The organism is Streptomyces sp. NPDC002773 (assembly GCF_040295605.1).
Lineage (GTDB): Bacteria > Actinomycetota > Actinomycetes > Streptomycetales > Streptomycetaceae > Streptomyces.
The window spans coordinates 48,827-75,207 of record NZ_JBEOVO010000014.1 but is presented as its reverse complement, the minus strand read 5'-3'; the positions used below and the strand labels follow the sequence as shown (position 1 = coordinate 75,207).

Sequence of the window (26,381 nt, the reverse complement as noted above, 5' to 3'; positions counted from 1 at the left end):
CGCTACCGCGCGGCGGCCCCCCGGCCGGTGGCCGTGCCCTTGACCGCGTCGAGCGCGTACACGCAGCGGTCCTTGCTGCACGCGTACACGACCCCGCCCTTCGCCACCGGCGAGCCGGTGATCTCGCCGCCGGTCGCGAGCTTCCAGCGCAGCTGACCGCCGGTCGCGTCCAGGGTGTAGAGGACGTGGTCGGCCGAGCCGAAGTGCACCCGTCCGTCGGCGACGACCGGGGAGCCGACCAGTTCGCCGCCCGCCGCGAACCGCCACCTGGGCGTGCCCGTGACGGCGTCGAGCGTGTAGAGCGCGCTACCGCTGCCGACGTGCACGTTGCCGTCGGCGACGAGCACCGGTTCGGCCGACTGGCGCGGCTCGGTCGCGATCCGCCAGCGGTCCTGCCCGGTGGTGGCGTCGATCGCGTACACCGTGCCGAGGTGGTCGGAGAGGTACACCCCGCCGCCCGTCACGGCGGGCCCCGGCGCGAACGCCGGCGGGGAGAGGAAGACGGCCGGCGCCTCGAAGTGCCAGCGGACGTGCCCGGCGGCGATGTCGATCGACAGGACCCGCGTCCCGGCGGAGACGTACACGCAGCCGTCCTCGGCGGGGGCGACCCGGACCGGCACGTTGGCGCAGGACGCGGCGTCGCCGATGGGGTACGACCAGCGCTCCACGCCCGTACGGGCGTCGAGGGCCTGGAGCCGGGCGTCCCGCCACACGTACACGGTGTCGCCGTGCACCGACGGCCCCGCCTCCGGGGTCTCGAAGTCGGTCTGGGCGCCGGTGATCTCCCACAGCTTGGAGCCGTTGGAGGCCTCCCAGCCCTGCACCCCGCCGCCGCGCGTGCCGGTGACGACCGTGCCCCGGTCGACCTGGAGCGAGTACACCCAGGCGTCCGTCCGCAGCCGCCAGCGCTCGCTGCCGTCGGTCGCGTCGAGGGCGTAGAGCGTGGGCCCGTCGGAGGCGTGGATACGGCCGGAGGCGACGGCCATGGACCAGGCGACGTCCCGGGTCTTGAACTGGCGCCGGCCGCTGCCGGTGTCCAGGGCGTGTACCTCGAACGAGGTCACGTACAACAGGTCGCCGTCCACCACCGGGGTCCCCCACACGTCGTTCGACATGCGGAAGCGCCACGGCCGCCACGGGCCGGGCTCGGCCGGCTCGGAGCCCTGGGCGGGGACGTTCACCGGGCGGGAGCCGGGCGGCGGGCCGGGCTCCCCCGGATGCGCACCCGGGTCCGCGCCGTGCGGGCCGCCGCCGGGAGGCCGGATCCAGCCGGTCGCGGGACCGGGACCGGCGTCGGCGCCCCGGCCGACGGCGAGGGCGGCGCGGGTGTCGGCGACCCGGGGGCCGGGGCCGATCGGGACGGTCACGCCCGCGAGGCGTACGGGCCCGCCCGCGCTCTCGGCGGGCCCCGCGTGCCGGCCGCCACCGACGGGCGCGGGCTCGGGACGACGGCCACCGCCGCCGCCGGGCGCGGCCTCGGGGAAGCGCGGGTCGCCGCCACCGCCGGGCTGCCGCGGCGGGCGCGGCGGCATCGGCGGCGCGGTCGGCGCCGGGGCGGGACGGCCGCCGCGGCGGGTCTCGATCATGGCGGTGGCGCTCTCCGGCAGCCAGGCCGACGCCGTACCGCTGTCGTCGCTGCCGGGGCCGAAGAGGTGCGGGGCGAGCTGCGCCTGGAGGTCGGCCGGGGTGGGCCGGCGGGAGACGTCCGTCTGCATACAGGAGTCGATGAGGGGCCGCAGCTCCTCGGGCAGGCCCTCCAGGTCGGGGCCCTCGCGGAGCAGCATGAAGACGGTCTCGACCGGATTGGCGCCGTGGTACGGCGCGTGGCCGGTGGCGGCGAAGACCAGCATGGAGCCCAGCGAGAAGACATCGCTCGCGCCGGTGACGCTGCGCGAGTCGCGGGCCTGCTCGGGCGACATGTAGGCCGGGGTGCCGACGGCGACGTTGGTCATGGTCAGGCGCGTGTTGGAGACGCCCGACGCGATGCCGAAGTCGATCACCCGGGGGCCGTCCTCGACGACGAGGACGTTGGAGGGCTTGAGGTCGCGGTGGACCAGGCCCGCGCCGTGGATGGACTGCAGGGCCTCGGCGACACCGGCGGCCAGCCAGCGCACGGCCTGGGCCGGGAGCGGCCCGCACTCGTTCACTATCTCTTCGAGCGAGGGCGCGGGGACGTAGGCGGTCGCCAGCCAGGGCACGGCGGCCCGGGGGTCGGCGTCCACGACGGCGGCCGTGTAGAAGCCGGAGACCGCCCGCGCGGCCTCCACCTCCCGGGTGAAGCGGACCCGGAACAGCTGGTCCTCCGCGAGCTCCGTGCGCACGGTCTTGATCGCCACGCGCCGGCCCGAGGCCGAACGCGCGAGATAGACCAGGCCCATCCCGCCCGCGCCGAGCCGGCCCAGCACCTCGAAGGGCCCGATACGTCTCGGGTCGTGCTGCGTCAGCTGTTCCACTTGCCTGCCACCTCCCCGTACGGGCCATGAGTACGGCCCCGTGGCCCTGATTCTTCCTGTCCGAGGGCCCGGTTGCGAACCCGGGGGCGGATCGGGGTGTCGCAGGTCATGGGGGGCGGTCCGGCGGGGGGCGGGTACCGGCCGGTACGGCTCGGTCCTACCGCCCGTACGGTGCGGTTCTCACCGGCCCGTACGGGTCAGCTCCCGTCGGCCGGCTTCGGTTCCGCGAGGACCGCGAAGCGGGCGCCCTGGTTGTCGTGGAGGACGGCGATGCGGCCGTGCGGGGTGTCGAAGGGCGGGGTGGCGACGCGGCCGCCGAGGCGGACGGTGGTGGCGCAGGCCTCGTCGCAGTCGTGGACGACGAAGTAGACGAGGACGTGACCGGGCATCTCGGCGGGGAAGTCGTCGGTGATGACGGCGCGCCCGCCGAAGGCGGCGCTGTCGTCGCCGGGCCGCGAGCCGGGAGGCGACCAGACGCGGTAGTCGAAGCCCTCGTCCCTGCCCTCCTCCTCGGCGTCGGTCTGGCGGCCGAGGTAGCCGAAGACGGTGGCGTAGAAGGTGTCGACCGCCGCGGGGCGGCGGGTGTACACCTCCATCCAGCAGAAGGCGCCCGGCTCGTTCGTGATCTCGAACCCGTCGTCGTCGCCCGCCTGCCGGAGCCCGAAGACTGCGCCGCCGGGGTCGGCGGCGAGGGCGAGGACGCCGAACGGGCCGACGGGGTACGGCTCCATGACCATCTGCCCGCCTGCGGCCTTGATCCGGGTGGAGAGGGTGCCGGCGTCCCGGGTGGCGAGGTAGAGGGTCCAGGTGGTGGGCATGCGGCCGTCGCGCTTGGGGAGGAGCCCGGCCACGCGTCGCCCGTCGAGGAGGGCCTCGTCGCGGTCGGGGTCGAAGGTCCAGCCGAAGAGCTCGCCGTAGAACCGCTTGCCGGCCTCCAGGTCGGGAAGCTGTGCGTCCACCCAGCAGGGGGTGCCCTCAGTGCGTGCCGCCATGGCTCCACGCTAGGGCGGCGGGGGCGGCGCCGCACGCCCCGAAATACGAACAAAGAGACGATTCGACCCACTACGACCCTTGGGGCGCTTGAGTTGTCCACCGAAGTTGTCCACAGCCTGTTCATAAGCCTATTCGAGTACGGGGCTCCCGAGGGCTCCCCCGACCGGACCCCGCCATGACCCCGCGGCGCCACCACACTGGCTTGAACCCGCCCCTGCGCACCGAGCCGCAACACGCGAGCCGACCTCGCAGAACACCCGCGGGACAGGGTCGCACCCCATTTGCACTCGGCCGAATCGCGCGCCGACACCCCCTCGGTAAGCTGACGGCATGACAGGACAAGTACGCACCGTCGACGGCCGCGTGGCCGGACGACGCGGTCAGGCGACGCGGCAGAAGCTGCTCGACTGCCTCGGTGAGATGCTCAGCTCCTCGCCCTACCGGGACGTCAAGGTCATCGATGTGGCCCGGAAGGCGGGTACTTCACCCGCGACGTTCTATCAGTACTTCCCGGACGTCGAGGGGGCCGTTCTCGAGATCGCGGAGGAAATGGCCAAGGAGGGCGCCGGGTTGACCGAGCTGGTCTCCGGCCGCTCCTGGGTCGGGAAGGCCGGCTGGCAGACCTCCGAGGAACTCGTCGAGGGCTTCCTGGACTTCTGGCGGAAGCACGACGCGATCCTCAGGGTCGTCGACCTCGGCGCCGCGGAGGGCGACAAGCGGTTCTACAAGATCCGCATGAAGATCCTGAACTCGGTCACCAACTCCCTCACGGACGCGGTGAAGGAGCTCCAGACCAAGGGCAAGGTCGACAAGGAGGTCAGCCCCGCCGCCATGGCCGGTTCGCTCGTGGCGATGCTGGCCGCGGTCGCCGGCCACCAGAAGGGCTTCACGACCTGGGGTGTGAAGCAGGCCGAACTCAAGCCGAACCTGGCCCTGTTGGTCCATCTGGGCATCACCGGCAAGAAGCCGACCAGATAGCCCCGACCCCCTACTCCACCCGTCCTGTCGTCGACGCCGACGGCGGCCCGCCCCCACGGACCGCCGTCGGCGTCGCCGTGTCCACGGCTACCGCCGGGTGAGACGGAAGAGCCTGATCTCGCGCTCCACCCGTGCCTGGTACGTGGCGTACGGCGGCCAGAAGTCCAGCGCCGCCCGCCAGGCCGCCGCCCGCTCCTCCCCCGTGAGCAGCTCCGCCCGTACGGGCACGTCCTCGCCCCGCCAGTTGACCTCGGCGTCCGGGTGGGCGAGCAGGTTCGCCGTCCACGCCGGGTGTCCGGGGCGGCCGAAGTTGGAGCCGACGAGCAGCCAGCGGCCGTCCGGCTCCGGCATGCAGGCCAGCGGGGTGACCCGGGGCAGCCCGCTCTTCGCACCCCGGGCGGTGAGGACGACCCCGGGCAGCATCTGGGCGCTGAGCAGCACTTTTCCCCGAGTGAGCCGGTGGACGGCCCGGTCCATGGCGGGGATGACGCGGGGGCCGACGCGGGCGAAGGCCCGGGTCGAGGAGATCTTCTGCACGAGTCCGCGTCCGACGGGCATCTACGCCGCCACCTCTCCGAAGAGTCCGGTCCGTTCCGCCGCCCGGGCGCGCAACCGCCGCACGGGACCGAAGAGCAGCTCGTCGGACGTGGCCCGCTCGAAGAAGAGGAGCGGATCGTGTTCCGCGGCGGAGCCGTCGCCGCCGTGGATCCGGAGGGACTCCTCCGCGGTGGCCCGCAGGGCCTCCAGGGCGTGGGCGAGCGCGAGCGGCCCGCTCTCCGGTCCGGGGCCGGGTTCCCGTACCGCGCGGGAGGTGAGGGAGCGGGCGGCCTCGACCTGGACGTGGAGGTCGGCGAGCCGCTGCTCGGCCGCACAGGACGAGACGGCCCGGCCGCCGACGGCTCGATCGGCGGCGCGGTCGACGATGCGCTCCGCGGCGCGGTCGAGGGCCTCCCGGGCCGCGCCCACCGCCTCGGCGGCCAGCATGGCGGCGGCGGTGCGGCCGGTGGCGGCGAGGGCGCCGAGGACGTCGGCCGGTTCCTCGCCGAGGAGTTCGGCCCGGGTGTCGCGGAACTGGACGGTGGCCCGGGGCCGGGTCCGGTCGAGGGCGGGCGTCCGGACGCGGACGAGACCGGGTACGTCGGCCTCGCCGGTCCGTACGAGGAAGAGGAGCGTACGGCTGCGGGCGAACCCTCCCGTGTGGGCGGCGACGAGCAGCAGCCCGGCGCTGTGCCCGTCGACGACGTGGGCGGCCTCGCCGTACAGCCGCCAGCCGTCGCCGTCGGCGCGGGCCTGGACGCCGCCCGCGCGGCCGCCGCCGGACCAGTCGCCGGCGGTGTTGTCGCCGGTGAGGCCGAGGGCGAGGGCGAGGGAGCCGCCGGGGACGGCGAGGGCGCAGGTGAGGGTGGCGTCGGCGAGGCGGGGGAGCAGGGCGGCGCGCTGGGCGGGGGTGCCGAGGGCGGTGAGGAGCGGGGCGGTGAGGACGCTGGTGGCGAGGAGCGGGGAGGGGGCGAGGGCGCGGCCGGTCTCCTCGCAGACGAGGGCGAGCGAGGCGGGCCCCCGGCCGGCGCCTCCGTACTCCTCGGGGAGGGTCAGCCCGGCAAGACCGAGGGCACCGGACATCCGGGGGCCGGACATCCACCCCCAGAGCTCGGGGTCGTACCCCTGGGGGTGGGCGACGGCCGCAAGGTTCTCGCGGGGCCCGGCGCGTGCGGCGAGGAGCTCGCGCAGGGTGCGACGGATCTCCTCCTGCTCCTCGGCGAGCGGACCGGTGAGCGGGTCGACGAGCGGGCCAGCGATCGGATCGGTTCCGGTGGCGGCGAGCGGCACACGTTCGGCGGCGTCCATGAGACTCCCTCCGTATCTGACGGAGCGTCATGTTAGAACCGGGCGCCGCCACTTGCCCAGAGAAGCGCCGACCCGGTTGCAAGTAATCTGATGTACCGTCAGATCCATGGCGCCCACCACACCCCCACGGAGTCCCCGCCGCGTCGCCGTCGCCGGCGTCTCGCTCGCCGACTGCGGCCGGGTCGACGAGGCCACCCCGTACGCGCTGCACGCCCAGGCCGCCCGGCGCGCGCTCGCGGACAGCGGCCTGGACCGCTCGGTGATCGACGGCCTGGCGTCGGCGGGCCTCGGCACCCTCGCCCCGGTCGAGGTCGCCGAGTACCTGGGGCTCCGGCCCCGCTGGGTGGACTCGACCGCCGTCGGCGGCGCCACCTGGGAGGTCATGGCCGCGCACGCCGCCGACGCGATCGCCGCCGGGCACGCGAACGCGGTCCTCCTCGTGTACGGCTCCACCGCGCGCGCCGACATCCGCGCCCGGCGCCGTACCGCCAACCTCTCCTTCGGGGCGCGCGGCCCGCTCCAGTTCGAGGTCCCGTACGGGCACACCCTGATCGCCAAGTACGCGATGGCGGCCCGCCGCCATATGCACCAGTACGGGACGACCCTGGAGCAGCTCGCCGAGGTGGCGGTGCGGGCTCGGGCGAACGCGGCGCTCAACCCGGAGGCGATGTTCCGCGACCCGATCACCGTCGACGACGTCCTGTCCGGGCCGATGATCGCGGACCCGTTCACCAAGCTGCACTGCTGCCTGCGCAGCGACGGCGGCTGCGCGGTGCTGCTCGTCGCCGAGGAGTACGTCCAGGACTGCCGTACGGCCCCGGTCTGGGTGCTCGGCACCGGTGAGCACGTCTCGCACACCACGATGTCGGAGTGGGAGGACTTCACGGTCTCCCCGGCGGCGGTCAGCGGCCGGCTGGCCTTCGAGCGGGCGGGGGTGACCCCGGCGGACGTCGACCTGGCCGAGATCTACGACGCCTTCACGTACATGACCCTGGTGACCCTGGAGGACCTGGGCTTCTGCCCGAAGGGCGAGGGCGGCCCGTTCGTCCAGGAGAAGGACCGGCTGCCGGTGAACACGGACGGCGGCGGACTCTCGGCCTGCCACCCGGGCATGCGGGGCCTCTTCCTGCTCGTGGAGGCGGTGCGGCAACTGCGCGGGGAGGCGCCGGGCCTCCAGGTGCGGCGGGCGGACGGCTCACTGCCGGAGGTGGCGGTGGCGTCGGGGACGGGGGGCTGGTTCTGCTCGTCGGGAACGGTGGTCCTCGGCCGGGGCTGAAGTCCCGAACGGATGCTCCATATTCCGGTTGCCGCCGGTCCGGAACCCACCCGGAGCGGCGCTCGAAACGGCGCGGCAGGCGGGAGTCGCCCTCCTCCAGGCGGGCGAGGATGTCACCGTGGCCGCATGACCGACTTCCACCACGCCCTCCGCTCCCTCCGCGTCTGGGACACCGAGCTGCCCTCCTTCGACCCGGCCGGCGCCCCGCCGGAGCCGCTGCCGCTCTTCCACGACTGGTTCACGGCGGCGGTCGCGGCCGGCCAGACCGAACCGCACACGCTCTCCCTGGCCACCGTGGACGAGGACGGCAGGCCCGACGTCCGTACGGTGATGCTGCACGACGCCGACGCGCGCGGCTGGCACTTCGCCTCGCACGCCACCAGCGCCAAGGGCCGCCAGCTCGCCGCCCGCCCCGAGGCCGCCCTCAACTTCTACTGGCCGGTCCAGGGCCGCCAGGTCCGGGTCAGGGGCCACGTCACCACCGGCACCGCCGAGGAGGCGTACGAGGACCTCCACGCCCGCACCACCGGCGCCCTCGCCTCGGCACTCGTGGGCCGGCAGAGCGAGGTCCTGGACTCCCCGGAGACCCTCGCGGAGGCCAGCGCGGCGGCCTGGCGCCGGGCCGAAGCGGAACCGGACGCCCAGGCGCCCACCTGGACCCTGTACGTCGTCGAACCGGCCGAGGTCGAGTTCTTCCAGGGCGACGGACACCGCCGCCACCTGCGCCTCCGCTACCGCCGCGACCCGGCGACCACCACCGGCTGGCTGCGCGAGCTGCTCTGGCCGTGAGGGCGCACCATGGAAGTGGAGGTGGGTGAACCATGGCAACGTACATGGACGTGCACCGGGGCATGATGGGCATCACGGCCGAGCAGCTGAACGAGGCGCACCAGGCCGACCTCGCCGTCGAGAAGGACGAGGGAGTGCACTTCGAGAGGGCGTGGGCCGACCCGGAGTCGGGGACGGTCTACTGCCTGTCGCACGGCCCGTCGGCCGAGGCGGTCCAGCGGGTCCACGCCCGCACGGGCCACTCCGCCGACGAGATCCACGAGGTGTCCCTCATGGTGTGAGGAGCGACGCGCGTACGGACGCGGGGCCCCGCCCCACTCGGGCCCCGCCCTACTCGGCGTCGGCGCCCCCCGTCCCGTACATCTCCTCGATCTCCCGCGCGAAGTCCCGCAGCACGGCGCGCCGTCGGAGCTTGAGCGACGGCGTCAGATGGCCCGAGCTCTCGGAGAGTTCGGCGGTCAGGACGCGGAAGGCGCGGATCGACTCCGCGCGCGAGACCAGCCGGTTGGCCTCGTCCACCGCGCGCTGGAGCACGCCGAGCAGCTCCTCGTCCCGGGTCAGCTCCCAGAGCGCCAGGTGGTCCTTGTGCCGCATGCGCCGCCAGTGGGTGAGGCCCTCGTGGTCGAGGGTGATGAGGGCGGTGATGTACGGGCGGTCGTCGCCGAGGACCACGCACTGGGCGACCAGCGGATGGGCCCGCAGCCAGTCTTCGAGCGGGGCGGGAGCGACGTTCTTTCCCGCCGAGGTGACGAGGAGGTCCTTCTTGCGGCCGGTGATCCGCAGATAGCCTTCGGCGTCGAGCGAACCCAGGTCGCCGGTGGGGAACCAGCCGTCGTCCGTGTACGGGACGGCGGCCCCTCGCTGGGCGTCCCAGTACCCGGCGAAGACGTGGCCGCCCTTGAGCCAGACCTCCCCGTCGTCGGCGATCCGCACGGCCGTGCCGGGCAGCGGCCGGCCGACGGTGCCGGTGCGCGGCCGTTGCGGCGGGGTGACCGTCGACGCGCCCGTGGTCTCCGTCAGGCCGTACCCCTCGAAGACCTCGACGCCGGCGCCCGCGTAGAACTCGGCGAGCGGCACGCCGAGCGGGGAGCCGCCGCAGATCACGTACTTCACCCGGCCGCCGAGCGCGGCGCGGATGCGCCGGTAGACGAGCGGGTCGTACAGCGCCCGGGCCGCGCGCAGGGAGAGCGAGGGCGTGTCCTCGTGCCCGTACCGGCGGGCGACCCGGGCGGCCCGGTCGAACACGGCGGCCTTCCCGCCGCGTTCGGCGGTGGCGCGGGCGGAGTTGTAGACCTTCTCCAGGACGTACGGGATGGCGAGGAGGAACGTGGGGCGGAAGCCCGCGAGGTCGGCGAGGAGCTCCTGGCCCTCGACGGAGGGGGCGTGCCCGACGCGGACGCGGGCCCGGACGCAGCCGATGGCGACCATGCGTCCGAAGACGTGGGAGAGCGGCAGGAACAGCAGGGTGGCGGCGGGTTCCTCGCTCTCGGCGACGAAGACGGGGTGGAGGAGCGGGACGGCGTTGTCGACCTCGGCGAAGAAGTTGGCGTGGGTGAGGGCGCAGCCCTTGGGGCGGCCGGTGGTGCCCGAGGTGTAGACGAGGGTGGCGAGGGTCTCGGGGGTGAGCAGCCCCCGGCGGGCGGTGACGGCCTCGTCGGCGACGCGGGAGCCGGCGCGGCGGAGCTGGTCGACGGCGCCGGTGCCGAGGACCCAGAGGTGGGCGAGGCCGGGCAGTTGCCGCCGCTCGGCGGAGACGAGCCGGGCCTGCTCCGGGTCCTCGACGACGCAGGCGGTGGCGCCGGAGTCCTGGAGGATCCAGCGGGTCTGGAAGGCGGAGGAGGTGGGGTAGACGGGGACGGTGACGAGTCCGGCGGCCCAGGCGGCGAAGTCGAGCAGGGTCCACTCGTAGCTGGTCCGGGCCATCAGCGCGAGCCGGTCGCCGGGGCGCAGGCCGTGGGCGACGAGGCCCTTGGCGACGGAGTGGACCTCGGCGGCGAAGGCGGAGGCGGTGACGTCGTACCACTCCCCCTGAGGTCCCTTACGGGAGAAGAGGACGGCTGCCGGATCCTGGCGGGCGTTGTCGTACGGGAGGTCGGCGAGCGACCCGCGCCGGACGGGCGCGGCGAGGGCGGGCACGGAGACCTCCCGCACCGCTCCGTCGACCAGGACCTTGCGCGGCTCGACCGGCTCACTCGCGGACGGCTCGTTGACGACGGACACGTGCGGCTCCTCGGTCTGCGCGGTGAACTGAGGTCGTACGTCGGTGCGTTGCCCTCTCCACGAGGAGTGACTAGCCGGTAACCTTACTGCGAGGTAAGAGTCAACGGGGAGACCAGCGCTCGCTTTTCATGAGGTTCCCGAGCCCGGACCACGCGAAGTTCATCAGCGTCGCGGCCGCCTCCTTCGCCGTCGCCCCCGGCGTCTCGTTGGCCCAGCTCGCCAGCGACTCGGCGGAGCCGACGAGCGCCTGCGCCAGCGCCGCCACGTCCCGCCCGGTGATGTCCGCGCCGCCCCGCGCCTCCCGCGCGGCCTCACCGATCAGCCCCGCCACGAACGCCGTGATCTCGTCCCGCATCCGGGCCGCCTCCCCGGCGAACGGCTCCCCCTGCGTCCGCGCCTGCCGGCTGAGCACCGCCCAGGAGTCCGGGTGCTCGGCGGCGTACGTGAAGAAGGCGAGCAGCCCGGCCCAGAGCCGCTCGTCGGGCGGCGCGCTCCGATCGCGTCGTTCGTCGGTCGGCGTGCTCCGGTCTCGCCGCTCGACCGGCGGCGCGCTCCGGTCGGCGACCGCCTCCGCGACCACGGCGAGCAGCGCCTGCGCCTCCCGCCGGATCACGGCGGTGAAGAGCTCCTCCTTGGAGTTCAGGTACAGGTACACCAGCGGCTTGGAGACCCCGGCCAGCTCGGCGATCTCGTCCATGGAAGCCGCCTGGTACCCGTGCCGCGCGAAGCACCGCACCGCCGCGTCCATCATCTGCCGCTCCCGCACGGCCCTCGGCAACCGCCGCGCCTTCGCACCGCCGGCCATGGCGCCCCACCCCTGCTTCCAAGATCCACTGGATGCCCCGCAGAAGCGTACGTGCCCCCTGCCCGGACGGGGCAGGGGGCACGTGTCGGACGCGCTGTGAAGGTGTCAGGCCGCGACCGGCACCGAGACCTTCCGCTCGGCCTCGCGGCTGTCGGCCAGGTCGTCGATCGGGGACGACGAGGCGTTCTCGTACGCGGTGAGGTCGAGGATCTTCTCGCGGGCGGAGACGATCACCGGGACCAGCGCCTGGCCCGCGACGTTCGTGGCCGTCCGGATCATGTCCAGGATCGGGTCGATCGCCATGAGGAGGCCGACGCCCTCAAGCGGGAGGCCGAGGGTGGAGAGGGTCAGGGTCAGCATGACCGTCGCGCCGGTCAGACCGGCGGTGGCCGCCGAGCCGACGACGGAGACGAAGGCGATGAGCAGGTAGTCACCGATGCCGAGCTGTACGTCGAAGATCTGCGCGATGAAGATCGCGGCGAGCGCCGGGTAGATCGCGGCGCAGCCGTCCATCTTCGTGGTGGCGCCGAACGGGACGGCGAAGGAGGCGTACTCCTTCGGGACGCCGAGGCGCTCGGTGACCTTCTGGGTGACCGGCATGGTGCCGACCGAGGAGCGGGAGACGAAGGCCAGCTGAATGGCCGGCCAGGCGCCCTTGTAGAACTGGATCGGGTTGACCTTGGCGACGGTGGCGAGCAGCAGCGGGTAGACGCCGAACATGACCAGGGCGCAGCCGATGTAGACGTCGGCGGTGAAGGTCGCGTACTTGCCGATCAGGTCCCAGCCGTAGTCGGCGATGGCGAAGCCGATGAGGCCGACGGTGCCTACGGGTGCGAGCCGGATGACCCACCACAGGGCCTTCTGGAGGAGCTCCAGGACCGACTCGGAGAGCGTGAGGATCGGCTTGGCCTTGTCGCCGAGCTTGAGGGCGGCGATGCCGGCGACGGCGGCCATGAAGACGATCTGGAGGACGTTCAGCTCGGTGAAGGGCGTGATGACGTCCGTCGGGATGATGCCGGTGAGGAAGTCGATCCAGGAGCCCTCGCGCTTCGGCAGCTTGCCGTCCTGCGGGGTGAGGCCGGTGCCGGCGCCCGGGTTGGTGATCAGGCCGATGGCGAGGCCGATGGCGACCGCGATCAGCGAGGTGATCATGAACCAGAGCAGGGTGCGGGTGGCGAGCCTGGCGGCGTTGTTCACCTTCCGCAGGTTGGTGATCGAGACCAGGATCGCGAAGAAGACGAGCGGCGCGACGGCCAGCTTGAGCAGCTGGACGAAGATGTCGCCGACGTGGCCGAGGGTCTCCTTCAGCCAGGACACGTCCTGGCTGCGGGCTATCCAGCCGAGCAGGACACCGAGGACGAGACCGGCGATGATCTGGGCCCAGAAGGGGACCTTGGGTATCCGGGACGAGGGCTTGGTCTCGTTCTCGGGCGTGGTCGCGGACGCGGACACAGACACACTCCACAGGTGCGTATCGGGCAATACGGGGACGGGGGTGCGGCACACACGCGCTTTCACGCGGGCCGCTGCATGATGCCGGGTCAGAGCGCGCGGCAACAGACCGCGGACATACAGCGGCAGAGATCGACGTGCAGGCGCGCCACGAGCGGGGTGCTCGCGGCGTCGAAGGGGCGCACTGCTGTCGTCATGGCGAACACGTTAACACTTGTACTTTGAGAACCTCAAAGCCCTTCTTTGGGGTGCGGGGACCCCTTCCCGCCTCCGAAACGCAGAACACCCCAGACAGGAGCCTTGGAAGCTCCCACCCGGGGTGGATGACCTGTGACGAACCTTACGCAGCCTTTACGTGGCTACAGGGCGTCCTCCTGCGACCGGTTCGCCGCGAGGCGGTCCTTGGCGCGGTCGACCTTCTCCACGACCGCGGCGCTCGCCTCGTCCCGTACCTTGCGCAGGAGGACGAAGCTCAGCGGGGCGGAGATGACGAGGGAGAGCATGAGCACCCAGAGCAGGTTCGAGTCGCCGAGGCCGCGCGGCAGCGCACCGACGTAGACGAGACCCCACAGGGCGAGGAAGCATCCGGCGAAGATGCCGAGACGCATCAGCGTGTAGCGGAGCATGTCAGCCCACTCTTCCGTTCCGACGTTCCGAAATTGTTCGTTCCGAAAAGTGCCCAAGATCCCTTACGGGACCGTCGCCCCTCCAGTGAAGCACGGAGGGGAGAGCCGCCCGGGACCGGGCCACTTGAGCAGCTCGCGAGTAATATCTAGTATCGCCTTATGACCCTTACGTTCGAGGTGGACCCGGCGGTCGACCGCGCCCTGCGCGACGGCCTGCTCTCCCTCTGGGCCGACGTCTCCAACGCCGGCGGCTCGGTCGGCTTCGTCCCTCCCGTCACTCCCGAAGACATCCGCCCCGTGCTGCTCAAGCACCTCATCGGGATGACCGAGGGCGGCACCCGCCTGCTCGTCGGCCGCGACGAGGACGGCGAGGTCGCCGCCACCGCCTTCTTCACCTTCAACACCCACCCGCTGATGACGCACTGGGTGTGGCTCTACACGGTGATGGTCCACCCCCGCCACCAGGGCCGGGGGTACGGCCGCGACCTCATGGCGGCGGTCGAGCACACCGCCCGTACCGCCGAGGGCTTCGAGGCGATCGAGGCGGTCCGGCTGACCTGCCGGGGCGGCACCGGCGTCGACGGCTTCTACGCCAAGGCCGGCTACAAGGAGGTCGGCCGCGTCCCCGACGCGATCCGGGTCGCCCCCGGCGACGACCGCGACGACATCATCATGCTGCTGCCCCTGACCTGACCCGACGGACCGAGCCCACGGACCGGACCCGACCGGATCGGGCACGAGATGTCGGGTGCGGGGCCTCCCGCCCTTCCTACGGTGAGGACAAGGAAGAAGGGAAGGACGGACCACGTGCTGGAACGGCTCAACCAGGCACTCGACCACATCGAGGAGCGCCTCGACGGCGACCTCGACCCGGCCGAACTCGCCCGGATCGCGACCACCTCCGAGTACCACCTCCGGCGTCTGTTCTCCGCGCTCGCGGGGATGCCCCTGTCGGAGTACGTACGCCGCCGGCGGCTCACCGTCGCGGGCGCCGAGGTGCTCGCCGGGGAGCGGACGCTCCTGGAGATCGCGGTCCGGTACGGCTACGGCTCCGGGGAGGCCTTCGCCCGCGCGTTCCGCGCGGTGCACGGGGTCGGCCCCGGCGAGGCCCGCCGTACCGGGGCGGCACTGCGCTCCCAGCCGCGGATGTCCTTCCGCCTCGTCGTCGAAGGGAACAGCACCATGCGGTACAGGGTCGTGGAGAAGGAAGCCTTCGGGATCATCGGGCGCGGGGCCCGGGTCCCCCTGGTCCACGAGGGGGAGAACCCGGCGATCGCCGCGCACATCAGGTCCATCGGCCAGGAGGCCCTGGACCGGCTCGCCCGCCTCTCGGACGGGGAGCCGGAGGGGATCGTCTCGGCGGTCACCCACCTCACGGAGAGCCGGGAGGAGGGCGCCGAGCTCGACTACTGGCACGGGGTCGTCAGCGGCGCCGAGGTCCCGGACGGGTTCGAGGTGCTCGACGTGCCGGCCGGGACCTGGGCGGTCTTCGAGAACGAGGGTCCGTTGCCGAAGGCCGTCCAGTACCTGTGGCGGGACGTCTTCACCCAGTGGTTCCCGTCCAACCCGTACGCGAGCCGGCCGGGCCCGGAGATCCTGGGCGTCCGCCCCTCGGCGGACTGGACGACGGCTCGGGCGGAACTGTGGATCCCGGTGGAGCGCACCGGGGCATGAGGAAGGGCCGGTGGGCGAACCCCCACCGGCCCTTCTCCGTACGAGCGACCTCAGACCCGCATCGCCTGCGGCGTCTCCCGCAGCTCCGTGTCCGGGCCCGGGTACTCGCGGATGATCTCGTACCGCGTGTTCCGCTCGACCGGCCGGAAGCCCGCGTCCCGGATGAGTTCGAGCAGGTCCTCGCGGCCCAGCTTGTTCGGCGTGCCGTAGTTGTCGGCGTCGTGCGTGATCTTGTACTCGACGACCGAGCCGTCCATGTCGTCGGCGCCGTGCTGGAGCGCGAGCTGCGCCGTCTGGACGCCGTGCATGACCCAGAAGACCTTGACGTGCGGCACGTTGTCGAAGAGGAGACGGGAGACCGCGAAGGTCTTCAGGGCCTCGGCGCCGGTCGCCATCGTCGTGCGCGCCTGGAGCTTGTTGCGGACCTTGCCGTCCTGCATGTCCACGAAGTCGTGCTGGTAGCGCAGCGGGATGAAGACCTGGAAGCCGCCGGTCTCGTCCTGGAGCTCACGCAGCCGCAGCACGTGGTCGACGCGGTGCCGGGGCTCCTCGATGTGCCCGTACAGCATCGTGCTCGGGGTCTTGAGCCCCTTCTCGTGCGCGAGGCGGTGGATCCGGGACCAGTCCTCCCAGTGGGTGCGGTGGTCCACGATGTGCTGGCGGACCTCCCAGTCGAAGATCTCGGCGCCGCCGCCGGTGAGGGACTCCAGACCGGCCTCGATGAGCTCGTCGAGGATGTCGGATGCCGACATGCCCGAGATGGTCTCGAAGTGGTGGATCTCGGTGGCGGTGAAGGCCTTGAGGGAGACGTTCGGCAGGGCCTTCTTGAGCTCGGAGAGGGAGCGCGGGTAGTACCGCCAGGGCAGGTTGGGGTGCAGCCCGTTGACGATGTGCAGCTCGGTGAGGTTCTCGTTCTCCATCGCCTTCGCGAGGCGCACGGCCTCCTCGATGCGCATGGTGTACGCGTCCTTCTCGCCCGGCTTGCGCTGGAAGGAGCAGTAGGCGCAGGAGGCGGTGCAGACGTTGGTCATGTTCAGATGCCGGTTGACATTGAAGTGCACCACGTCGCCGTTCTTGCGGGTCCGGACCTCGTGGGCCAGACCGCCGAGCCAGGCGAGGTCGTCGGACTCGTACAGGGCGATGCCGTCCTCACGGCTCAGCCGCTCACCGTCCCGGACCTTCTGCTCCAGCTCGCGCTTGAGCCCCGCGTCCATGCGGCCGCCTCCCTCTTTTTCTCCGAAATCAGACTTCGTCGTTCACCGTACTCTCAGCCGTTCCGTCAGCCCTCTTCGGGCAGCTCCCCGACCCGGTTCTCCCACTTCGTGGAGAGCACGATGGTCGTACGGGTGCGGGAGACGCCCTTGGTGCCGCTGAGGCGGCGGATCGTCTTCTCCAGGCCGTCGACGTCGTTGGCGCGCACCTTGAGCATGAAGGAGTCGTCGCCGGCGATGAACCAGCAGTCCTCGATCTCGGCGAGGTCCTTCAGGCGGCGGGCTACGTCCTCGTGGTCGGCGGCGTCGGAGAGCGAGATGCCGATGAGGGCGGTGACGCCGAGGCCGAGCGAGGCGGCGTCGACGGTGGCGCGGTAGCCGGTGATGACTCCGGCGACCTCAAGGCGGTTGATGCGATCGGTGACGGAGGGGCCGGAGAGCCCGACGAGCCGGCCGAGCTCGGCGTACGAGGCACGTCCGTTCTCGCGCAGAGCCTGGATGAGCTGCCTGTCCACGGCGTCCATAGGTATGAGGCCTTCCATTGTCCAGCGATACCGCAAGTTTAGGTATAGAATCTAAGGTACACAGGGGTCGACACCCTGTGAATCTTTCAGCAGATCAAAGACGATCTTTCAGGAGTGGTGTTCACCGTGTACACGATCGAGATGGCCTACGCCCGTATGCGCGAGCTGCAGGACCTGGCCAACCGCTCGCGTGCCCACCAGCCGACCGCCGCCTCGAAGCGTGCCGAGAAGAAGCACGCGAAGAAGCGCTGATCAGACCGGGCGGGTCGCTCCACCGAGCTCTCCCTCCCAACGGCGGTACAGCCGGTGCGGCACCCCTGCCGCGTCGAGCACCCGCCCGGCGACGAAGTCCACCAGATCCTGGATGTGCGTCGCCCCCGCGTAGAACGCCGGAGAGGCGGGCAGCACCACGGCGCCCGCCTCGTCCAGTGCCACCATGTGCTTGAGCGTCTGCCCGTTCAGCGGGGTCTCCCGCACGGCGACCACCAGCGGCCGCCGCTCCTTCAGCGTCACGCTCGCGACCCGTTGCAGCAGGTCCTTCGAGAGCCCGAGGGCCACTCCCGCCACCGCCGCGGTCGAGGCCGGCACCACGAGCATCCCCTTCGCCGGGTACGACCCCGAGGACGGCCCCGCGGCCAGATCGCCGGCCGCCCAGTACCGCACCCCGCTCACGTCGACCGCGAAGGTGTCCGGCTTCCCGTCGGCGCCCCGCGCCAGCCACGTCTCCAGGTCCTCGCGCCAGTGCGCGTCCCGGAAGGAGATCCCCGTCTCGTCGAGCAGTGTGAGCCGCGAGGCCCGCGACACGACGAGGTCGACGCTCTCCCCCGCGGCGAGCAGCCCCCTCAGTACGGCGGCGGCGTACGGCGTACCCGACGCCCCGGAGACGCCGACGATCCAGGGAGTGCGCTTGCCGTCGTCCATGCCGTCGAGCCTATCCGCCATCTCCCGACCGGCCCGGGCTACGGGGTGAGCCCGCGGACCAGCAGATCCAGCAGGGCGCACACGAAGAGGGTGATGCCGATGAAGCCGTTCGTCGTGAAGAACGCGCGGTTCAGGCGGGACAGGTCGTGCGGCTTCACGATCGAGTGCTCGTAGCAGAAGGCAGCCGCCACGATCACGAGCCCGGTCCAGAGGAAGACGCCGGCGCCGGTCGCCAGGGCGTACCAGACGAGCAGGCCCGTGGTGACGACCGCGGAGGCGCGGGCGCCCCACAGCGCGGCCGGGATGCCGAAGCGCGCCGGGACGGACAGCACGCCGTGGGCGCGGTCCGCCTGCACGTCCTGGCAGGCGAAGATCAGGTCGAAGCCGCCGATCCAGACGCCCACCGCGAGGCCCAGGATCACCGCGTCCCAGGACCACTCGCCGGTCACCGCGATCCAGGCGCCGATCGGCCCTATCGCCTGGGCGAGCCCCAGGATGGCGTGCGGGAAGTTCGTGAACCGCTTGCCGTACGGATAGACGACCATCGGGATGACGGCGAGCGGCGCGAGCGCCAGACAGAGCGGGTTGAGGAGGGCGGCGGCGCCGAGGAAGACGACGACGGCGATCCCGGCCCCGGTCCACGCCGACCGCACGGACACCGCGCCGGTCACCAGCTCGCGGTTCGCGGTGCGCGGATTACGCGCGTCGATCTCGCGGTCGATGATCCGGTTGCAGGCCATGGCGAAGGTCCGCAGGCCCACCATGCAGACGGTGACGAGGAAGAGCTTCCACCAGTGGATGTTCCGGTCGAGCTGGAACATCGCGGTGAGGGAGGCGGTGTAGGCGAAGGGCAGCGCGAAGACCGAGTGCTCGATCATCACGAGCCGCAGGAACGCCTTCGTACGCCCCGGCTGGGCGCCGGGTACGGCGGCCGTGGTCACAGGCCGTACTCCTTCCAGCGGCGGTCCACCAGGGCGGCCGTCGCCGGGTCCGACTCGACCATGTCCGGCCAGCCGCCGTCCCGGGTGTAGCCCTCCTCGGGGAGCTTCTTCGTGGCGTCGATACCCGCCTTGCCGCCCCAGAACTGCTGGTAGGAGGCGTGGTCGAGATGGTCGACCGGGCCCTCGACGACCGTGAGGTCACGGGCGTAGTCGGTGTTCCCGAGGGCCCGCCAGGACACCTCGTGGAGGTCGTGGACGTCGCAGTCCTTGTCGACGATCACGATCAGCTTGGTCAGCGACATCATGTGCGCGCCCCAGATGGCGTGCATGACCTTCTGCGCGTGCTTCGGGTACTTCTTGTCGATCGAGATGATCGCGCAGTTGTGGAAGCCGCCCGACTCCGGCAGGTGGTAGTCGACGATGTCCGGCACGATGATCTTGAGGAGCGGCAGGAAGAAGCGCTCCGTGGCACGGCCGAGCGGACCGTCCTCGGTCGGCGGCCGGCCGACGACGATCGACTGGAGCAGCGGACGCTTCCGCATCGTGATGCAGTCGATCTTCAGCGCGGGGAAGGGTTCCTGCGGGGTGTAGAAGCCGGTGTGGTCGCCGAAGGGCCCCTCCGGCAGCATCTCGCCCGGCTCCAGCCAGCCCTCGACGACGACCTCGGCGTTCGCCGGGACCTGGAGCGGGACGGTCTTGCAGTCGACCATCTCGACCCGCTTGCCCTGCACGAAGCCGGCGAAGAGGTACTCGTCGATGTCGCCCGGCAGCGGGGCCGTCGAGGCGTACGTCACGGCCGGCGGGCAGCCGAAGGCGATCGCGACCGGCAGCCGCTCGCCCCGCTCCGCCGCGACCGCGTAGTGGTTGCGGCTGTCCTTGTGGATCTGCCAGTGCATGCCGATGGTGCGCTTGTCGTGCCGCTGGAGCCGGTAGAGGCCCAGGTTCCGCACGCCGGTCTCGGGGTGCTTGGTGTGGGTGAGCCCCAGGTTGAAGAAGGACCCGCCGTCCTTCGGCCAGGTGAACAGCGCGGGGAGGAGGTCGAGGTCGACGTCGTCTCCGGTGAGGACGACCTCCTGCACGGGTGCCGCGTCGGACCTCACCTTCTTCGGCGGCACGTGGACCATCGAGCCCAGCTTGCCGAAGGCCTCGCGGACGCCGACGAAGCCCTGCGGGAGCTCGGGCTTGAGCAGGCCGCCGATCTTCTCGCTGATCTCGGCGTACGACTTGAGGCCGAGGGCCTTGAGCAGCCGGCGGTCCGTCCCGAAGACGTTCATCGCGAGGGGCATCGAGGAGCCCTTGACGTTCTCGAAGAGAAGCGCCGGGCCTCCCGCCTTGTTCACCCGGTCGACGATCTCCCCGACCTCCAGGTACGGGTCGACTTCGGCCTTGATGCGCTTGAGGTCGCCTTCGCGCTCGAGGGCCCTGAGCAGCGAGCGGAGATCGTCGTAAGCCATAGGGGCAAGTATCGGTCACCGGCTAGGCTTGACCTGTCACCGGGGCCTTCGAAACGAACCCCGTCACCGCATCCAGGGGGCTGCACCACATGCTCAGGGCACTGATGTACATCCTGCCGCTGGCGCTGACGATCTACGCCTTCATCGACTGTCTGAACACCCCCGAGGACGAGGCCAAGCACCTGCCGAAGGTCGTCTGGGTCATCATCATCCTGCTGTTCTGGATCGTCGGCCCGATCGTCTGGTTCGCCGCCGGCAAGATGCGCCGCGCGCCCGCCGGAGGCCGTACGCCCTCCGAGTGGCACCGCAACCACCGCACCGAGTGGGTCGCCCCCGACGACAACCCCGAGTTCCTGAAGTCCCTGAAGGACGAGAACGAGAAGGACGAGGCCGTCCTCAAGGACTGGGAGGCGGACCTGCGCCGCCGCGAGGAGGAGCTGAAGAAGCGCGAGCAGGACGGCGACAAGGGCGCCGAGGGCTGAGGGTCCCGGAGCGCGGCGGGGAGCGGGAGAGCTGATGGCACCGGAGTTCGGCGAGGGGCGGGAGGGCTGATGGAGCTGCGGCTCCTCGCCACCTTCGAGAAGGTCGCGGCGGTCCTGTCCTTCACCCGGGCCGCCGCCGAGCTCGGTTACGCGCAGTCCAGCGTCACCGGCCAGATCCGGTCCCTGGAGTCCTCGCTCGGCGTGGAGCTGTTCGAGCGGCTCGGCAGCCGCATCCGGCTCACGGACGCGGGCGAACGCCTCCTCCCGTACGCCCGCCGCATGGCGGACCTCGCGGAGGAGGCCCGTACGGCGGTGGCCGACGCCGGCGCCCCCTCGGGAACGATCGCGGTCGGCACGATGGAGTCGCTGACCTCCTACCGGCTGCCGCCGCTCCTGGAGTACTTCCACCACCGCTACCCGGCGGTGCGGCTCACCCTGCGGCCCACGCTCGGGGACGAGACCCGGCAGGCGCTGCGGCAGGGCACGTACGACGTCGGTTTCCTGATGGAGCCCGGCACGGAGCACGAGGGCCTGGAGTCGGAGGTCCTCGCGCCGGAGCCGCTGGTCCTTGTGGCCGGGCCGGGGCATGCCCTGGTGGGACGTACGGCCCTGACGGCCGCGGACCTGGCGGGGGCGCAGCTGGTGGGCACGGAGCCCGGCTGCCCGTACCGGGACCTGTTCGAGGCGGAGCTGCGGGAGTGGGCGCCGCCGTTCATGGAGTTCGGCACGATCGAGGCGACCAAGCGGGGAGTCGCGGCGGGCCTCGGGGTCGCGCTGCTGCCCCGGGTCGCCGTCTCCGGGGAGCTGGCGTCCGGGGCACTGGTGGAACTGGCCTGGGAGGCCCCGTTCACCCTCTTCACACAGCTCGCGTGGAGACGGGGGAAGCAGCTTCCGGCACATGTCCGGCTGTTCGTGGAGCAGGCGAGGCGACTGGTGCGGGAGCAGAGCCCGAGCGCGACCCCGAGTCCGAGCGGGAGCCCGAGCGCGACCCCGAGTCCGAGCGGGAGCCCGAGCGCGACCCCGACAGGGTGACCCTGAGGCTGGCGAGCACGATGAGGGGCACGCCGAGGGCCTGGACGAGCCCGATGTGATGCCCGTACACCGCCCAGTCGACGCCCATGGCGACGGCCGGGTAGGTGAAGGCGAGGACGGCGATCTTGGCGGTCGGCAGCTTGGCGTAGGCCGCGTACATGAGCACGTACATCAGCCCGGTGTGGATCAGCCCGAGCCCGACGAGCCAGGCCCATCCGCTCCCGAGCCCGCCGACGGCGCCGAAGTCGGCGAAGGGCAGCAGCAGCGGAAGCCCGACGAGCACCTGCACGAGGGCGATCAGATGGGGTCGTACGCCCGTGATCCGCTTGGTGACGAAGGTGGAGAGGGCGTAGAGCACGGCGGCGGCGAGCGCGAACCCGAGCCCCTTGAGGGAGGCGGTGTCGCCGGGCCGTACGCCGGAGACGAGCACGAGCCCGACGAAGGCGAGCGCGAGCCACCCCAGCTTCCCGCCGGATATCCGCTCCCGCATGAACACCGCCCCGAGGAGCACCAGGAAGAAGGGCTGGGTGTGGTAGACGACGGTGGCGAGGGAGATCGAGGTGGCCTCGTACGCCTCGAAGAGGAACACCCAGTTGAAGACGATGAACACCCCGCCGAGCGCGGCGAGTCCGAGCTTCTTCGCGGTGAGCCCGTGCCCGGTGAAGAACCCCCGGAGGAGGCTGTACGCCCCGAGCGCGGCGGCCCCGAAGAGGCACCGGAAGAACACCACCTCGAACGGCGAAGCCCCGGACTCGACGACGAAGACGCCGAGGGTGCCGGAGAGCACCATGGCGAGGGTGAGTTCGATGGTTCCCCTGGTCTCGTTTCTCATGGGGGCGACGCTACGGACGGCCCCGGAACCGGTCCACGAGCCAGTGGACACCGCTACCGATGGGGCCGATCGGCGCGGCCGATGGGGGCCCGGAATACGAGCACGGGAGAGGGAGTTGGCCCCGAAGCAGGAGGCACCCCCGACACCGGAGCAGCAGACATGACCCTCGACACCGCAGGTGGCTCGTCCCGCCCGGACCGCTCGTTCCTCTTCGTCCTCGGCAGCTCGCGCTCCGACGGCAACACCGAGATCCTGGCCCGCGCCGCCGCGGCGCAACTGCCCGCCGACATCCCGCAGCGCTGGGTGGACCTGAACCGGCTGGCGCTCCCCGACTTCCAGGACGGCCGGCACGAGACCACGGGCTGGCCGGCCGACGAGAACGAGGAGATGCTGCGGCAGGCGACACTGGAGGCGACGGACGTCGTCATAGCGTCGCCCCTGTACTGGTACACCCTCTCCGCCCAGACCAAGCGCTACCTCGACTACTGGTCGGGCTGGCTGAACGTCCCCGACTCGGACTTCAAGCGGCGGATGGCGGGCGGGACGCTGTGGGGGGTGGCGGCGATGGCGGACGACGACCACGCGGTCGCGGACGGCCTGGCGACCACCCTGAACCACTCGGCGGCGTACCTGCGGATGCGCTTCGGCGGAGTCCTGACGGGCACGGGCTCCCGCCCGGGCCGGGTCAGCGCCGACGAGGCGGCGATGCGCCGGGCGAAGACGTTCTTCGAGACCGAGCCCCCGCTGGCGCGTTTCCCGTACGAGGAGGCGGGGGTCGGCGTGTGAGGAGCGGGGCGGGCACCTCAACAGGCCGAGGCGCCCGGCTACCGGCCCGGCTCCACCAGGAGGGTCAGCGCCTCCCTCCACACGGCCAGTTGCTGGTCGTCCACGGGTTCCATGTCGCCCTTGAACATCTGCGCGTGACCGTTCTGGATGACGCTGTCCTCCCAGGTCCGAGTCGCGAAGACGTACGTCTCGCCGTCCGCCAGCCGGGGCCTGGGCTCGTACTCCGGGGCGTACGTGACACGCACCGTGCCCCGCACGTCCCCGCGGAGCACCGAGGTCACCTCGACCCGGTAGATGTCCGAGGTCCAGCTCTGAAGGTCCCGCTGTTCCTCGAACGCCTTCACGCGCCCGGTGAAGATGTCCTCGGAGTGCGGCGCCACGCCCGCCGGGGTGGTGGCGTCGTACCCCCGCAGGACCTCGCCCGGCGCGACCTGCCCCTCCAGGTGCCGGTAACCGGCCCAGCCGCCCGCCGCCAGCACCCCGGCGACCACCGCGCCCGCCACGAGTGCCATCGTCTTCCTGCTCATGATCATCCCCACAGTGCGTGATACGCCGTGATGTCGTTCGTGGTCGGGCCGCTGATCTTCTTTCCCGCGATGCTGTCGTACTCCGCCCACATCACCGAGGGGTACATCCCGGTCCCGTAGTCCTTGTGGCAGAACCCGAGCGCGTGGCCCAGCTCGTGGGCCGCGGTGCTGTTGGCGTCCCTCCATTCCAGATCGGCGTAGCTCGTAGCCCCGTCAGCCCTGATCGCCACTCTGTTCGATGGCCTCCGTCACGGCGGCGCGCTGGCCGGCGTCCATCTCGGACAGCCGTTCGGGGGCGACGACCGCGAGCGCTGCCCGCAGTGCGGAGGGAATCTGCTCGGGGCGCGGGATGAGCTCTCCGGTGTGGCCAGGCTGTGTCGTCACCATGTCCTCCAAGGGGGTGCCCCGGTCTCCGCCCGCCCGCCTCAGGCCACCGAGGCCCGCTTGGGGTCGACGGGGTCGATCGCGTGCTCGTCGAAGCGGACTTCGAGTGCTTCGAGGCCCCTCTCCCGGCGGAAGTCCTTTTCCGCTGCGGTGATCGGCAGCAGCCACAGGATCCGGGCATGCGCTCCCCCTTCCCACTCGCAGACCTCGAAGTCGGGTCCGAAGGGGTACGGCAGGCTCACCAGGTAGTGGTCGCAGTCGGAGTCGTCGAGCCACGGGCGGCCGATGGGGACGGTGTGTCCTACGTCGAGTCGCTGGTGTTCCGGTCCGCAGTGGTAGTACGCGTTGACCGTGACGCTCTCCAGGTTGATCCATTCGTCGCGCGGTGCCGCGAGGAAGAACTCCGTGCCATGGCCGTCGTGCTGGGTCGCCTCCCAACAGCCCGACGTCACGTACAGCCACCAGCCGCCTGGATGCGCGGGATGGATCCGGAACACCCGGAAGCCGGGCACGCGATCCTCGATGGGCCCGTCCACACCTGGGACCTCGTCGATGACACGGCCCGGGAGCGTCCGACGGAGGTGATCGAGGAGAGCAGTGCGTGCTGTGTTTTCCGGCATCCGGCCATGGTGCCAGGGGTCTCCGCAGCTCACCGGAACGGGGCCGCCCCCAACCCCCCGGCCTGCGTATCCAGCCGGAGCCTCGCCCTCCCCGACCGTCGAGACCGTTGCGCTTCGCCACGCGCGACGGGCGAGCAGGCGTGATGTACCCGTGCCGCCGGGGAAGAGATCCCCGCATGGATCAGGAACAATCACGGCGCTGGCTCGCCACCGCCCTCGACGAAGCCCGGGCCGGGCTCGCCGAGGGCGGTGTTCCCATCGGGGCCGCGCTCTACGGGGCCGACGGCGCGCTGCTCGGGCGCGGGCGCAATCGGCGCGTGCAGGACGGGGACCCGTCCGCGCACGCGGAGACCGATGCCTTCCGGGCGGCGGGGCGGCAGCGCTCGTACCGGGGGACGACGATGGTGACGACCCTCTCGCCGTGCTGGTACTGCTCCGGGCTCGTCCGGCAGTTCGGGATCTCGCGGGTGGTCGTCGGGGAGGCTGAGACCTTCCACGGCGGGCACGACTGGCTGGCGGAGCACGGGGTGGAGGTCGTGGTGCTCGACGACCCCGAATGTGCTGCTCTCATGCGGGAGTTCATCCAGCTCAACCCCGCCCTCTGGAATGAGGACATCGGCGATGAGTGAAGCCCGCCTTCCCACCATCGACCTTCGTCTCGACCCCGGCCCCCAGCTCCCCGCCGTCGACCGCGCCCTGCGCGACGCCGGGTTCCTGCTCGTCACCGGGCACGGGGTCGACCCCGGTCTGCGTGCCGCCATCCGGGGGACGGCCCGCGCCTTCTTCCACCTGCCGGCCGCCGTCAAGGAGCCGTACGCCGTGCGGGTCGGTGGGCGCGGGTGGCTCGGGCCCGGCGCCGAGGCCAACGGGCACGCGGAGGGTACGGCGACCCCGCCCGACCTGAAGGAGTCGCTCTCCTTCGCGGCGGACGAGCCGACCGGGGACCCGGTCGTGGACGCCGAGTGGTTCCTATCAAACACCTGGCCTGCCGAGGTCCCCGAGTTGAGGCCGCTGGTGGAGACCTACCTCGCGCAGATGAAGGCGCTCTCGGACCGGGTGCTCGATCTCCTCGGGGTCGCGCTCGGCGAGGAGGCCGACTTCTTCACCCGCCACACCGGCCACCCCACCTTCGGCTTCAACATCAACTGGTACCCGGGGCGCGAGCGGACCGGCGACCCCGAGCCGGGCCAGTTCCGGATCGGCCCGCACACGGACTTCGGCACGGTCACCCTCCTGGACCGGGAGGCGGGCAAGGGCGGGCTCCAGGTCTTCACCGACGCCGGCGGCTGGCAGGACGCTCCGTACGACCCCGCCGCGTTCACCGTCAACATCGGTGATCTGATGGCGGGTTGGACCGGCGGACGGTGGCGTTCGGGGCGGCATCGGGTGCTGCCGCCGCCCGCCGACGTACCGACGGAGGAGCTGATGTCACTGGTGTACTTCTACGAGTGCACCCCCGGGACGACCATCCACGGCATCGAGTCGCACGGATACCTGCGGGCCCAGCTCGACGCCATCGCCACCACGGAGTGACAACACCTCCGCAACGCCCGTAC

Annotated in this window: 29 protein-coding genes and 1 pseudogene; 12 read left to right on the top strand and 18 right to left on the bottom strand. The window is 71.7% G+C overall.

The genetic code is table 11. The features are described 5' to 3' along the window. Nucleotides 1-2 precede the first annotated feature (2 nt). A complete protein-coding gene (afsK, locus tag ABT034_RS18880) occupies nt 3-2,453 on the bottom strand; it encodes a protein serine/threonine kinase AfsK (RefSeq protein WP_351216504.1) in 2,451 nt (816 codons plus the stop codon). A gap of 197 nt (nt 2,454-2,650) precedes the next feature. Then, nucleotides 2,651-3,445, bottom strand: a complete 795-nt coding sequence (locus ABT034_RS18875) for a VOC family protein (RefSeq protein WP_351216502.1) — start codon at nt 3,443-3,445, stop codon at nt 2,651-2,653. Between the two features lie 331 nt (nt 3,446-3,776). Here ABT034_RS18875 and ABT034_RS18870 point away from each other — a divergent pair, with 331 nt between their 5' ends. Continuing rightward, nucleotides 3,777-4,424, top strand: a complete 648-nt coding sequence (locus ABT034_RS18870; protein WP_015034308.1) for a TetR family transcriptional regulator — start codon at nt 3,777-3,779, stop codon at nt 4,422-4,424. Nucleotides 4,425-4,511: 87 nt separating this feature from the next. Here the strand turns inward: ABT034_RS18870 and ABT034_RS18865 are convergent, their stop codons facing one another. Then, nucleotides 4,512-4,982: a nitroreductase family deazaflavin-dependent oxidoreductase gene (locus ABT034_RS18865; protein WP_351216500.1), complete on the bottom strand. Its 471-nt coding sequence runs from the start codon at nt 4,980-4,982 to the stop codon at nt 4,512-4,514. Beyond that, nucleotides 4,983-6,269 (bottom strand): acyl-CoA dehydrogenase family protein, encoded by a 1,287-nt coding sequence (locus ABT034_RS18860; RefSeq protein WP_351216498.1) that lies wholly within the window; start codon nt 6,267-6,269, stop codon nt 4,983-4,985. Nucleotides 6,270-6,375: 106 nt separating this feature from the next. Between ABT034_RS18860 and ABT034_RS18855 the strand changes: the two genes are divergently transcribed. From ABT034_RS18855 to ABT034_RS18845, 3 genes are all read left to right on the top strand, one after another. Beyond that, on the top strand, nt 6,376-7,545 hold the full coding sequence (locus ABT034_RS18855; RefSeq protein ID WP_351216496.1) for a thiolase C-terminal domain-containing protein: 1,170 nt from the start codon (nt 6,376-6,378) through the stop codon (nt 7,543-7,545). Nucleotides 7,546-7,671: 126 nt separating this feature from the next. Beyond that, entirely contained in the window at nt 7,672-8,334 is a 663-nt protein-coding gene (locus ABT034_RS18850) for a pyridoxine/pyridoxamine 5'-phosphate oxidase (RefSeq protein WP_351216494.1), read from the top strand. Nucleotides 8,335-8,366: 32 nt separating this feature from the next. Beyond that, entirely contained in the window at nt 8,367-8,615 is a 249-nt protein-coding gene (locus ABT034_RS18845; RefSeq protein ID WP_351216492.1) for an SCO4226 family nickel-binding protein, read from the top strand. A 49-nt stretch (nt 8,616-8,664) separates the two neighbouring features. Here the strand turns inward: ABT034_RS18845 and ABT034_RS18840 are convergent, their stop codons facing one another. From ABT034_RS18840 to ABT034_RS18825, 4 genes are all read right to left on the bottom strand, one after another. Next, nucleotides 8,665-10,500: an AMP-dependent synthetase/ligase gene (locus ABT034_RS18840; protein WP_351216680.1), complete on the bottom strand. Its 1,836-nt coding sequence runs from the start codon at nt 10,498-10,500 to the stop codon at nt 8,665-8,667. 154 nt (nt 10,501-10,654) lie between these two features. Then, nucleotides 10,655-11,359: a TetR/AcrR family transcriptional regulator gene (locus ABT034_RS18835; protein WP_351216490.1), complete on the bottom strand. Its 705-nt coding sequence runs from the start codon at nt 11,357-11,359 to the stop codon at nt 10,655-10,657. 105 nt (nt 11,360-11,464) lie between these two features. Continuing rightward, the gene (locus ABT034_RS18830; RefSeq protein ID WP_351216488.1) at nt 11,465-12,811 is read right to left on the bottom strand and encodes a dicarboxylate/amino acid:cation symporter; all 1,347 of its coding nucleotides are present in this window, start codon (nt 12,809-12,811) and stop codon (nt 11,465-11,467) included. Between the two features lie 359 nt (nt 12,812-13,170). Next, the gene (locus tag ABT034_RS18825; protein ID WP_351216486.1) at nt 13,171-13,437 is read right to left on the bottom strand and encodes a DUF4229 domain-containing protein; all 267 of its coding nucleotides are present in this window, start codon (nt 13,435-13,437) and stop codon (nt 13,171-13,173) included. A gap of 159 nt (nt 13,438-13,596) precedes the next feature. On the opposite strand from ABT034_RS18825, the gene ABT034_RS18820 reads away from it, so the two are divergent. Continuing rightward, nucleotides 13,597-14,130 carry a GNAT family N-acetyltransferase gene (locus tag ABT034_RS18820; protein WP_351216484.1) on the top strand — a complete coding sequence of 178 codons (534 nt, stop codon included), beginning with the start codon at nt 13,597-13,599 and terminating at the stop codon, nt 14,128-14,130. Between the two features lie 114 nt (nt 14,131-14,244). Beyond that, nucleotides 14,245-15,111, top strand: a complete 867-nt coding sequence (locus tag ABT034_RS18815) for an AraC family transcriptional regulator (protein WP_351216482.1) — start codon at nt 14,245-14,247, stop codon at nt 15,109-15,111. Nucleotides 15,112-15,161: 50 nt separating this feature from the next. Here the strand turns inward: ABT034_RS18815 and mqnE are convergent, their stop codons facing one another. Both mqnE and ABT034_RS18805 read right to left on the bottom strand, forming a co-directional pair. Further along, on the bottom strand, nt 15,162-16,325 hold the full coding sequence (gene mqnE / locus ABT034_RS18810; protein WP_351216480.1) for an aminofutalosine synthase MqnE: 1,164 nt from the start codon (nt 16,323-16,325) through the stop codon (nt 15,162-15,164). A 65-nt stretch (nt 16,326-16,390) separates the two neighbouring features. After that, on the bottom strand, nt 16,391-16,846 hold the full coding sequence (locus tag ABT034_RS18805) for an Lrp/AsnC family transcriptional regulator (protein WP_351216478.1): 456 nt from the start codon (nt 16,844-16,846) through the stop codon (nt 16,391-16,393). 114 nt (nt 16,847-16,960) lie between these two features. On the opposite strand from ABT034_RS18805, the gene ABT034_RS18800 reads away from it, so the two are divergent. Then, the gene (locus ABT034_RS18800; protein WP_167537137.1) at nt 16,961-17,098 is read left to right on the top strand and encodes a hypothetical protein; all 138 of its coding nucleotides are present in this window, start codon (nt 16,961-16,963) and stop codon (nt 17,096-17,098) included. On the opposite strand, the gene ABT034_RS18795 is transcribed toward ABT034_RS18800, so the two are convergent. Genes ABT034_RS18795 through ABT034_RS18785 form a run of 3 tightly spaced genes read right to left on the bottom strand, consistent with a single transcriptional unit; the run spans nt 17,099 to nt 20,162 of the window. Then, a complete protein-coding gene (locus ABT034_RS18795) occupies nt 17,099-17,767 on the bottom strand; it encodes a UbiX family flavin prenyltransferase (RefSeq protein WP_351216475.1) in 669 nt (222 codons plus the stop codon). A 38-nt stretch (nt 17,768-17,805) separates the two neighbouring features. Then, nucleotides 17,806-18,708 (bottom strand): menaquinone biosynthesis prenyltransferase MqnP, encoded by a 903-nt coding sequence (gene mqnP / locus ABT034_RS18790; RefSeq protein ID WP_351216473.1) that lies wholly within the window; start codon nt 18,706-18,708, stop codon nt 17,806-17,808. Then, nucleotides 18,705-20,162 carry a menaquinone biosynthesis decarboxylase gene (locus tag ABT034_RS18785; RefSeq protein ID WP_351216471.1) on the bottom strand — a complete coding sequence of 486 codons (1,458 nt, stop codon included), beginning with the start codon at nt 20,160-20,162 and terminating at the stop codon, nt 18,705-18,707. Before ABT034_RS18785 ends, mqnP begins: the two co-directional genes overlap by 4 nt. Nucleotides 20,163-20,251: 89 nt before the next feature. Between ABT034_RS18785 and ABT034_RS18780 the strand changes: the two genes are divergently transcribed. Then, the gene (locus ABT034_RS18780) at nt 20,252-20,644 is read left to right on the top strand and encodes a PLD nuclease N-terminal domain-containing protein (protein ID WP_351216469.1); all 393 of its coding nucleotides are present in this window, start codon (nt 20,252-20,254) and stop codon (nt 20,642-20,644) included. A gap of 69 nt (nt 20,645-20,713) precedes the next feature. Then, nucleotides 20,714-21,589, top strand: a pseudogene (locus ABT034_RS18775) (LysR family transcriptional regulator); the annotation flags it as partial. Here the strand turns inward: ABT034_RS18775 and ABT034_RS18770 are convergent. Further along, nucleotides 21,501-22,508, bottom strand: a complete 1,008-nt coding sequence (locus ABT034_RS18770) for a DMT family transporter (RefSeq protein WP_351216467.1) — start codon at nt 22,506-22,508, stop codon at nt 21,501-21,503. The pseudogene ABT034_RS18775 and the gene ABT034_RS18770 overlap by 89 nt on opposite strands. 159 nt (nt 22,509-22,667) lie before the next feature. Between ABT034_RS18770 and ABT034_RS18765 the strand changes: the two genes are divergently transcribed. Then, on the top strand, nt 22,668-23,294 hold the full coding sequence (locus ABT034_RS18765) for a flavodoxin family protein (RefSeq protein ID WP_351216465.1): 627 nt from the start codon (nt 22,668-22,670) through the stop codon (nt 23,292-23,294). Between the two features lie 38 nt (nt 23,295-23,332). Here ABT034_RS18765 and ABT034_RS18760 read toward each other — a convergent pair whose 3' ends face one another. From ABT034_RS18760 to ABT034_RS18745, 4 genes are read right to left on the bottom strand one after another with little or no spacing between them, the layout of a single operon-like run. After that, complete coding sequence (locus ABT034_RS18760; protein ID WP_351216462.1) at nt 23,333-23,821, bottom strand: hypothetical protein; 489 nt, start codon at nt 23,819-23,821, stop codon at nt 23,333-23,335. Nucleotides 23,822-23,823: 2 nt separating this feature from the next. Continuing rightward, nucleotides 23,824-24,051 (bottom strand): matrixin family metalloprotease, encoded by a 228-nt coding sequence (locus ABT034_RS18755; protein ID WP_351216460.1) that lies wholly within the window; start codon nt 24,049-24,051, stop codon nt 23,824-23,826. Beyond that, on the bottom strand, nt 24,035-24,205 hold the full coding sequence (locus ABT034_RS18750; RefSeq protein ID WP_351216458.1) for a hypothetical protein: 171 nt from the start codon (nt 24,203-24,205) through the stop codon (nt 24,035-24,037). The genes ABT034_RS18755 and ABT034_RS18750 overlap by 17 nt, the downstream gene beginning before the upstream one ends. A gap of 41 nt (nt 24,206-24,246) precedes the next feature. Next, nucleotides 24,247-24,741, bottom strand: coding sequence for a suppressor of fused domain protein (locus tag ABT034_RS18745; protein WP_351216456.1), 495 nt, complete (start codon nt 24,739-24,741; stop codon nt 24,247-24,249). A 260-nt stretch (nt 24,742-25,001) separates the two neighbouring features. On the opposite strand from ABT034_RS18745, the gene ABT034_RS18740 reads away from it, so the two are divergent. Both ABT034_RS18740 and ABT034_RS18735 read left to right on the top strand, forming a co-directional pair. Next, entirely contained in the window at nt 25,002-25,454 is a 453-nt protein-coding gene (locus tag ABT034_RS18740; RefSeq protein ID WP_351216454.1) for a nucleoside deaminase, read from the top strand. After that, on the top strand, nt 25,447-26,358 hold the full coding sequence (locus ABT034_RS18735) for an isopenicillin N synthase family dioxygenase (RefSeq protein WP_351216452.1): 912 nt from the start codon (nt 25,447-25,449) through the stop codon (nt 26,356-26,358). The genes ABT034_RS18740 and ABT034_RS18735 overlap by 8 nt, the downstream gene beginning before the upstream one ends. Nucleotides 26,359-26,381: the final 23 nt, after the last annotated feature.

What these genes read in the sequence shown, in the direction of transcription:
- ABT034_RS18875 (WP_351216502.1), bottom strand. Translation starts at nt 3,445, where the DNA reads ATGGCGGCACGCACTGAGGGCACCCCCTGCTGGGTGGACGCACAGCTT.
- ABT034_RS18870 (WP_015034308.1), top strand. Translation starts at nt 3,777, where the DNA reads ATGACAGGACAAGTACGCACCGTCGACGGCCGCGTGGCCGGACGACGC.
- ABT034_RS18865 (WP_351216500.1), bottom strand. Translation starts at nt 4,982, where the DNA reads ATGCCCGTCGGACGCGGACTCGTGCAGAAGATCTCCTCGACCCGGGCC.
- ABT034_RS18860 (WP_351216498.1), bottom strand. Translation starts at nt 6,269, where the DNA reads ATGGACGCCGCCGAACGTGTGCCGCTCGCCGCCACCGGAACCGATCCG.
- ABT034_RS18855 (WP_351216496.1), top strand. Translation starts at nt 6,376, where the DNA reads ATGGCGCCCACCACACCCCCACGGAGTCCCCGCCGCGTCGCCGTCGCC.
- ABT034_RS18850 (WP_351216494.1), top strand. Translation starts at nt 7,672, where the DNA reads ATGACCGACTTCCACCACGCCCTCCGCTCCCTCCGCGTCTGGGACACC.
- ABT034_RS18845 (WP_351216492.1), top strand. Translation starts at nt 8,367, where the DNA reads ATGGCAACGTACATGGACGTGCACCGGGGCATGATGGGCATCACGGCC.
- ABT034_RS18835 (WP_351216490.1), bottom strand. Translation starts at nt 11,359, where the DNA reads ATGGCCGGCGGTGCGAAGGCGCGGCGGTTGCCGAGGGCCGTGCGGGAG.
- ABT034_RS18825 (WP_351216486.1), bottom strand. Translation starts at nt 13,437, where the DNA reads ATGCTCCGCTACACGCTGATGCGTCTCGGCATCTTCGCCGGATGCTTC.
- ABT034_RS18820 (WP_351216484.1), top strand. Translation starts at nt 13,597, where the DNA reads ATGACCCTTACGTTCGAGGTGGACCCGGCGGTCGACCGCGCCCTGCGC.
- mqnE (WP_351216480.1), bottom strand. Translation starts at nt 16,325, where the DNA reads ATGGACGCGGGGCTCAAGCGCGAGCTGGAGCAGAAGGTCCGGGACGGT.
- ABT034_RS18805 (WP_351216478.1), bottom strand. Translation starts at nt 16,846, where the DNA reads ATGGACGCCGTGGACAGGCAGCTCATCCAGGCTCTGCGCGAGAACGGA.
- ABT034_RS18795 (WP_351216475.1), bottom strand. Translation starts at nt 17,767, where the DNA reads ATGGACGACGGCAAGCGCACTCCCTGGATCGTCGGCGTCTCCGGGGCG.
- ABT034_RS18785 (WP_351216471.1), bottom strand. Translation starts at nt 20,162, where the DNA reads ATGGCTTACGACGATCTCCGCTCGCTGCTCAGGGCCCTCGAGCGCGAA.
- ABT034_RS18780 (WP_351216469.1), top strand. Translation starts at nt 20,252, where the DNA reads ATGCTCAGGGCACTGATGTACATCCTGCCGCTGGCGCTGACGATCTAC.
- ABT034_RS18770 (WP_351216467.1), bottom strand. Translation starts at nt 22,508, where the DNA reads ATGAGAAACGAGACCAGGGGAACCATCGAACTCACCCTCGCCATGGTG.
- ABT034_RS18765 (WP_351216465.1), top strand. Translation starts at nt 22,668, where the DNA reads ATGACCCTCGACACCGCAGGTGGCTCGTCCCGCCCGGACCGCTCGTTC.
- ABT034_RS18760 (WP_351216462.1), bottom strand. Translation starts at nt 23,821, where the DNA reads ATGAGCAGGAAGACGATGGCACTCGTGGCGGGCGCGGTGGTCGCCGGG.
- ABT034_RS18740 (WP_351216454.1), top strand. Translation starts at nt 25,002, where the DNA reads ATGGATCAGGAACAATCACGGCGCTGGCTCGCCACCGCCCTCGACGAA.
- ABT034_RS18735 (WP_351216452.1), top strand. Translation starts at nt 25,447, where the DNA reads ATGAGTGAAGCCCGCCTTCCCACCATCGACCTTCGTCTCGACCCCGGC.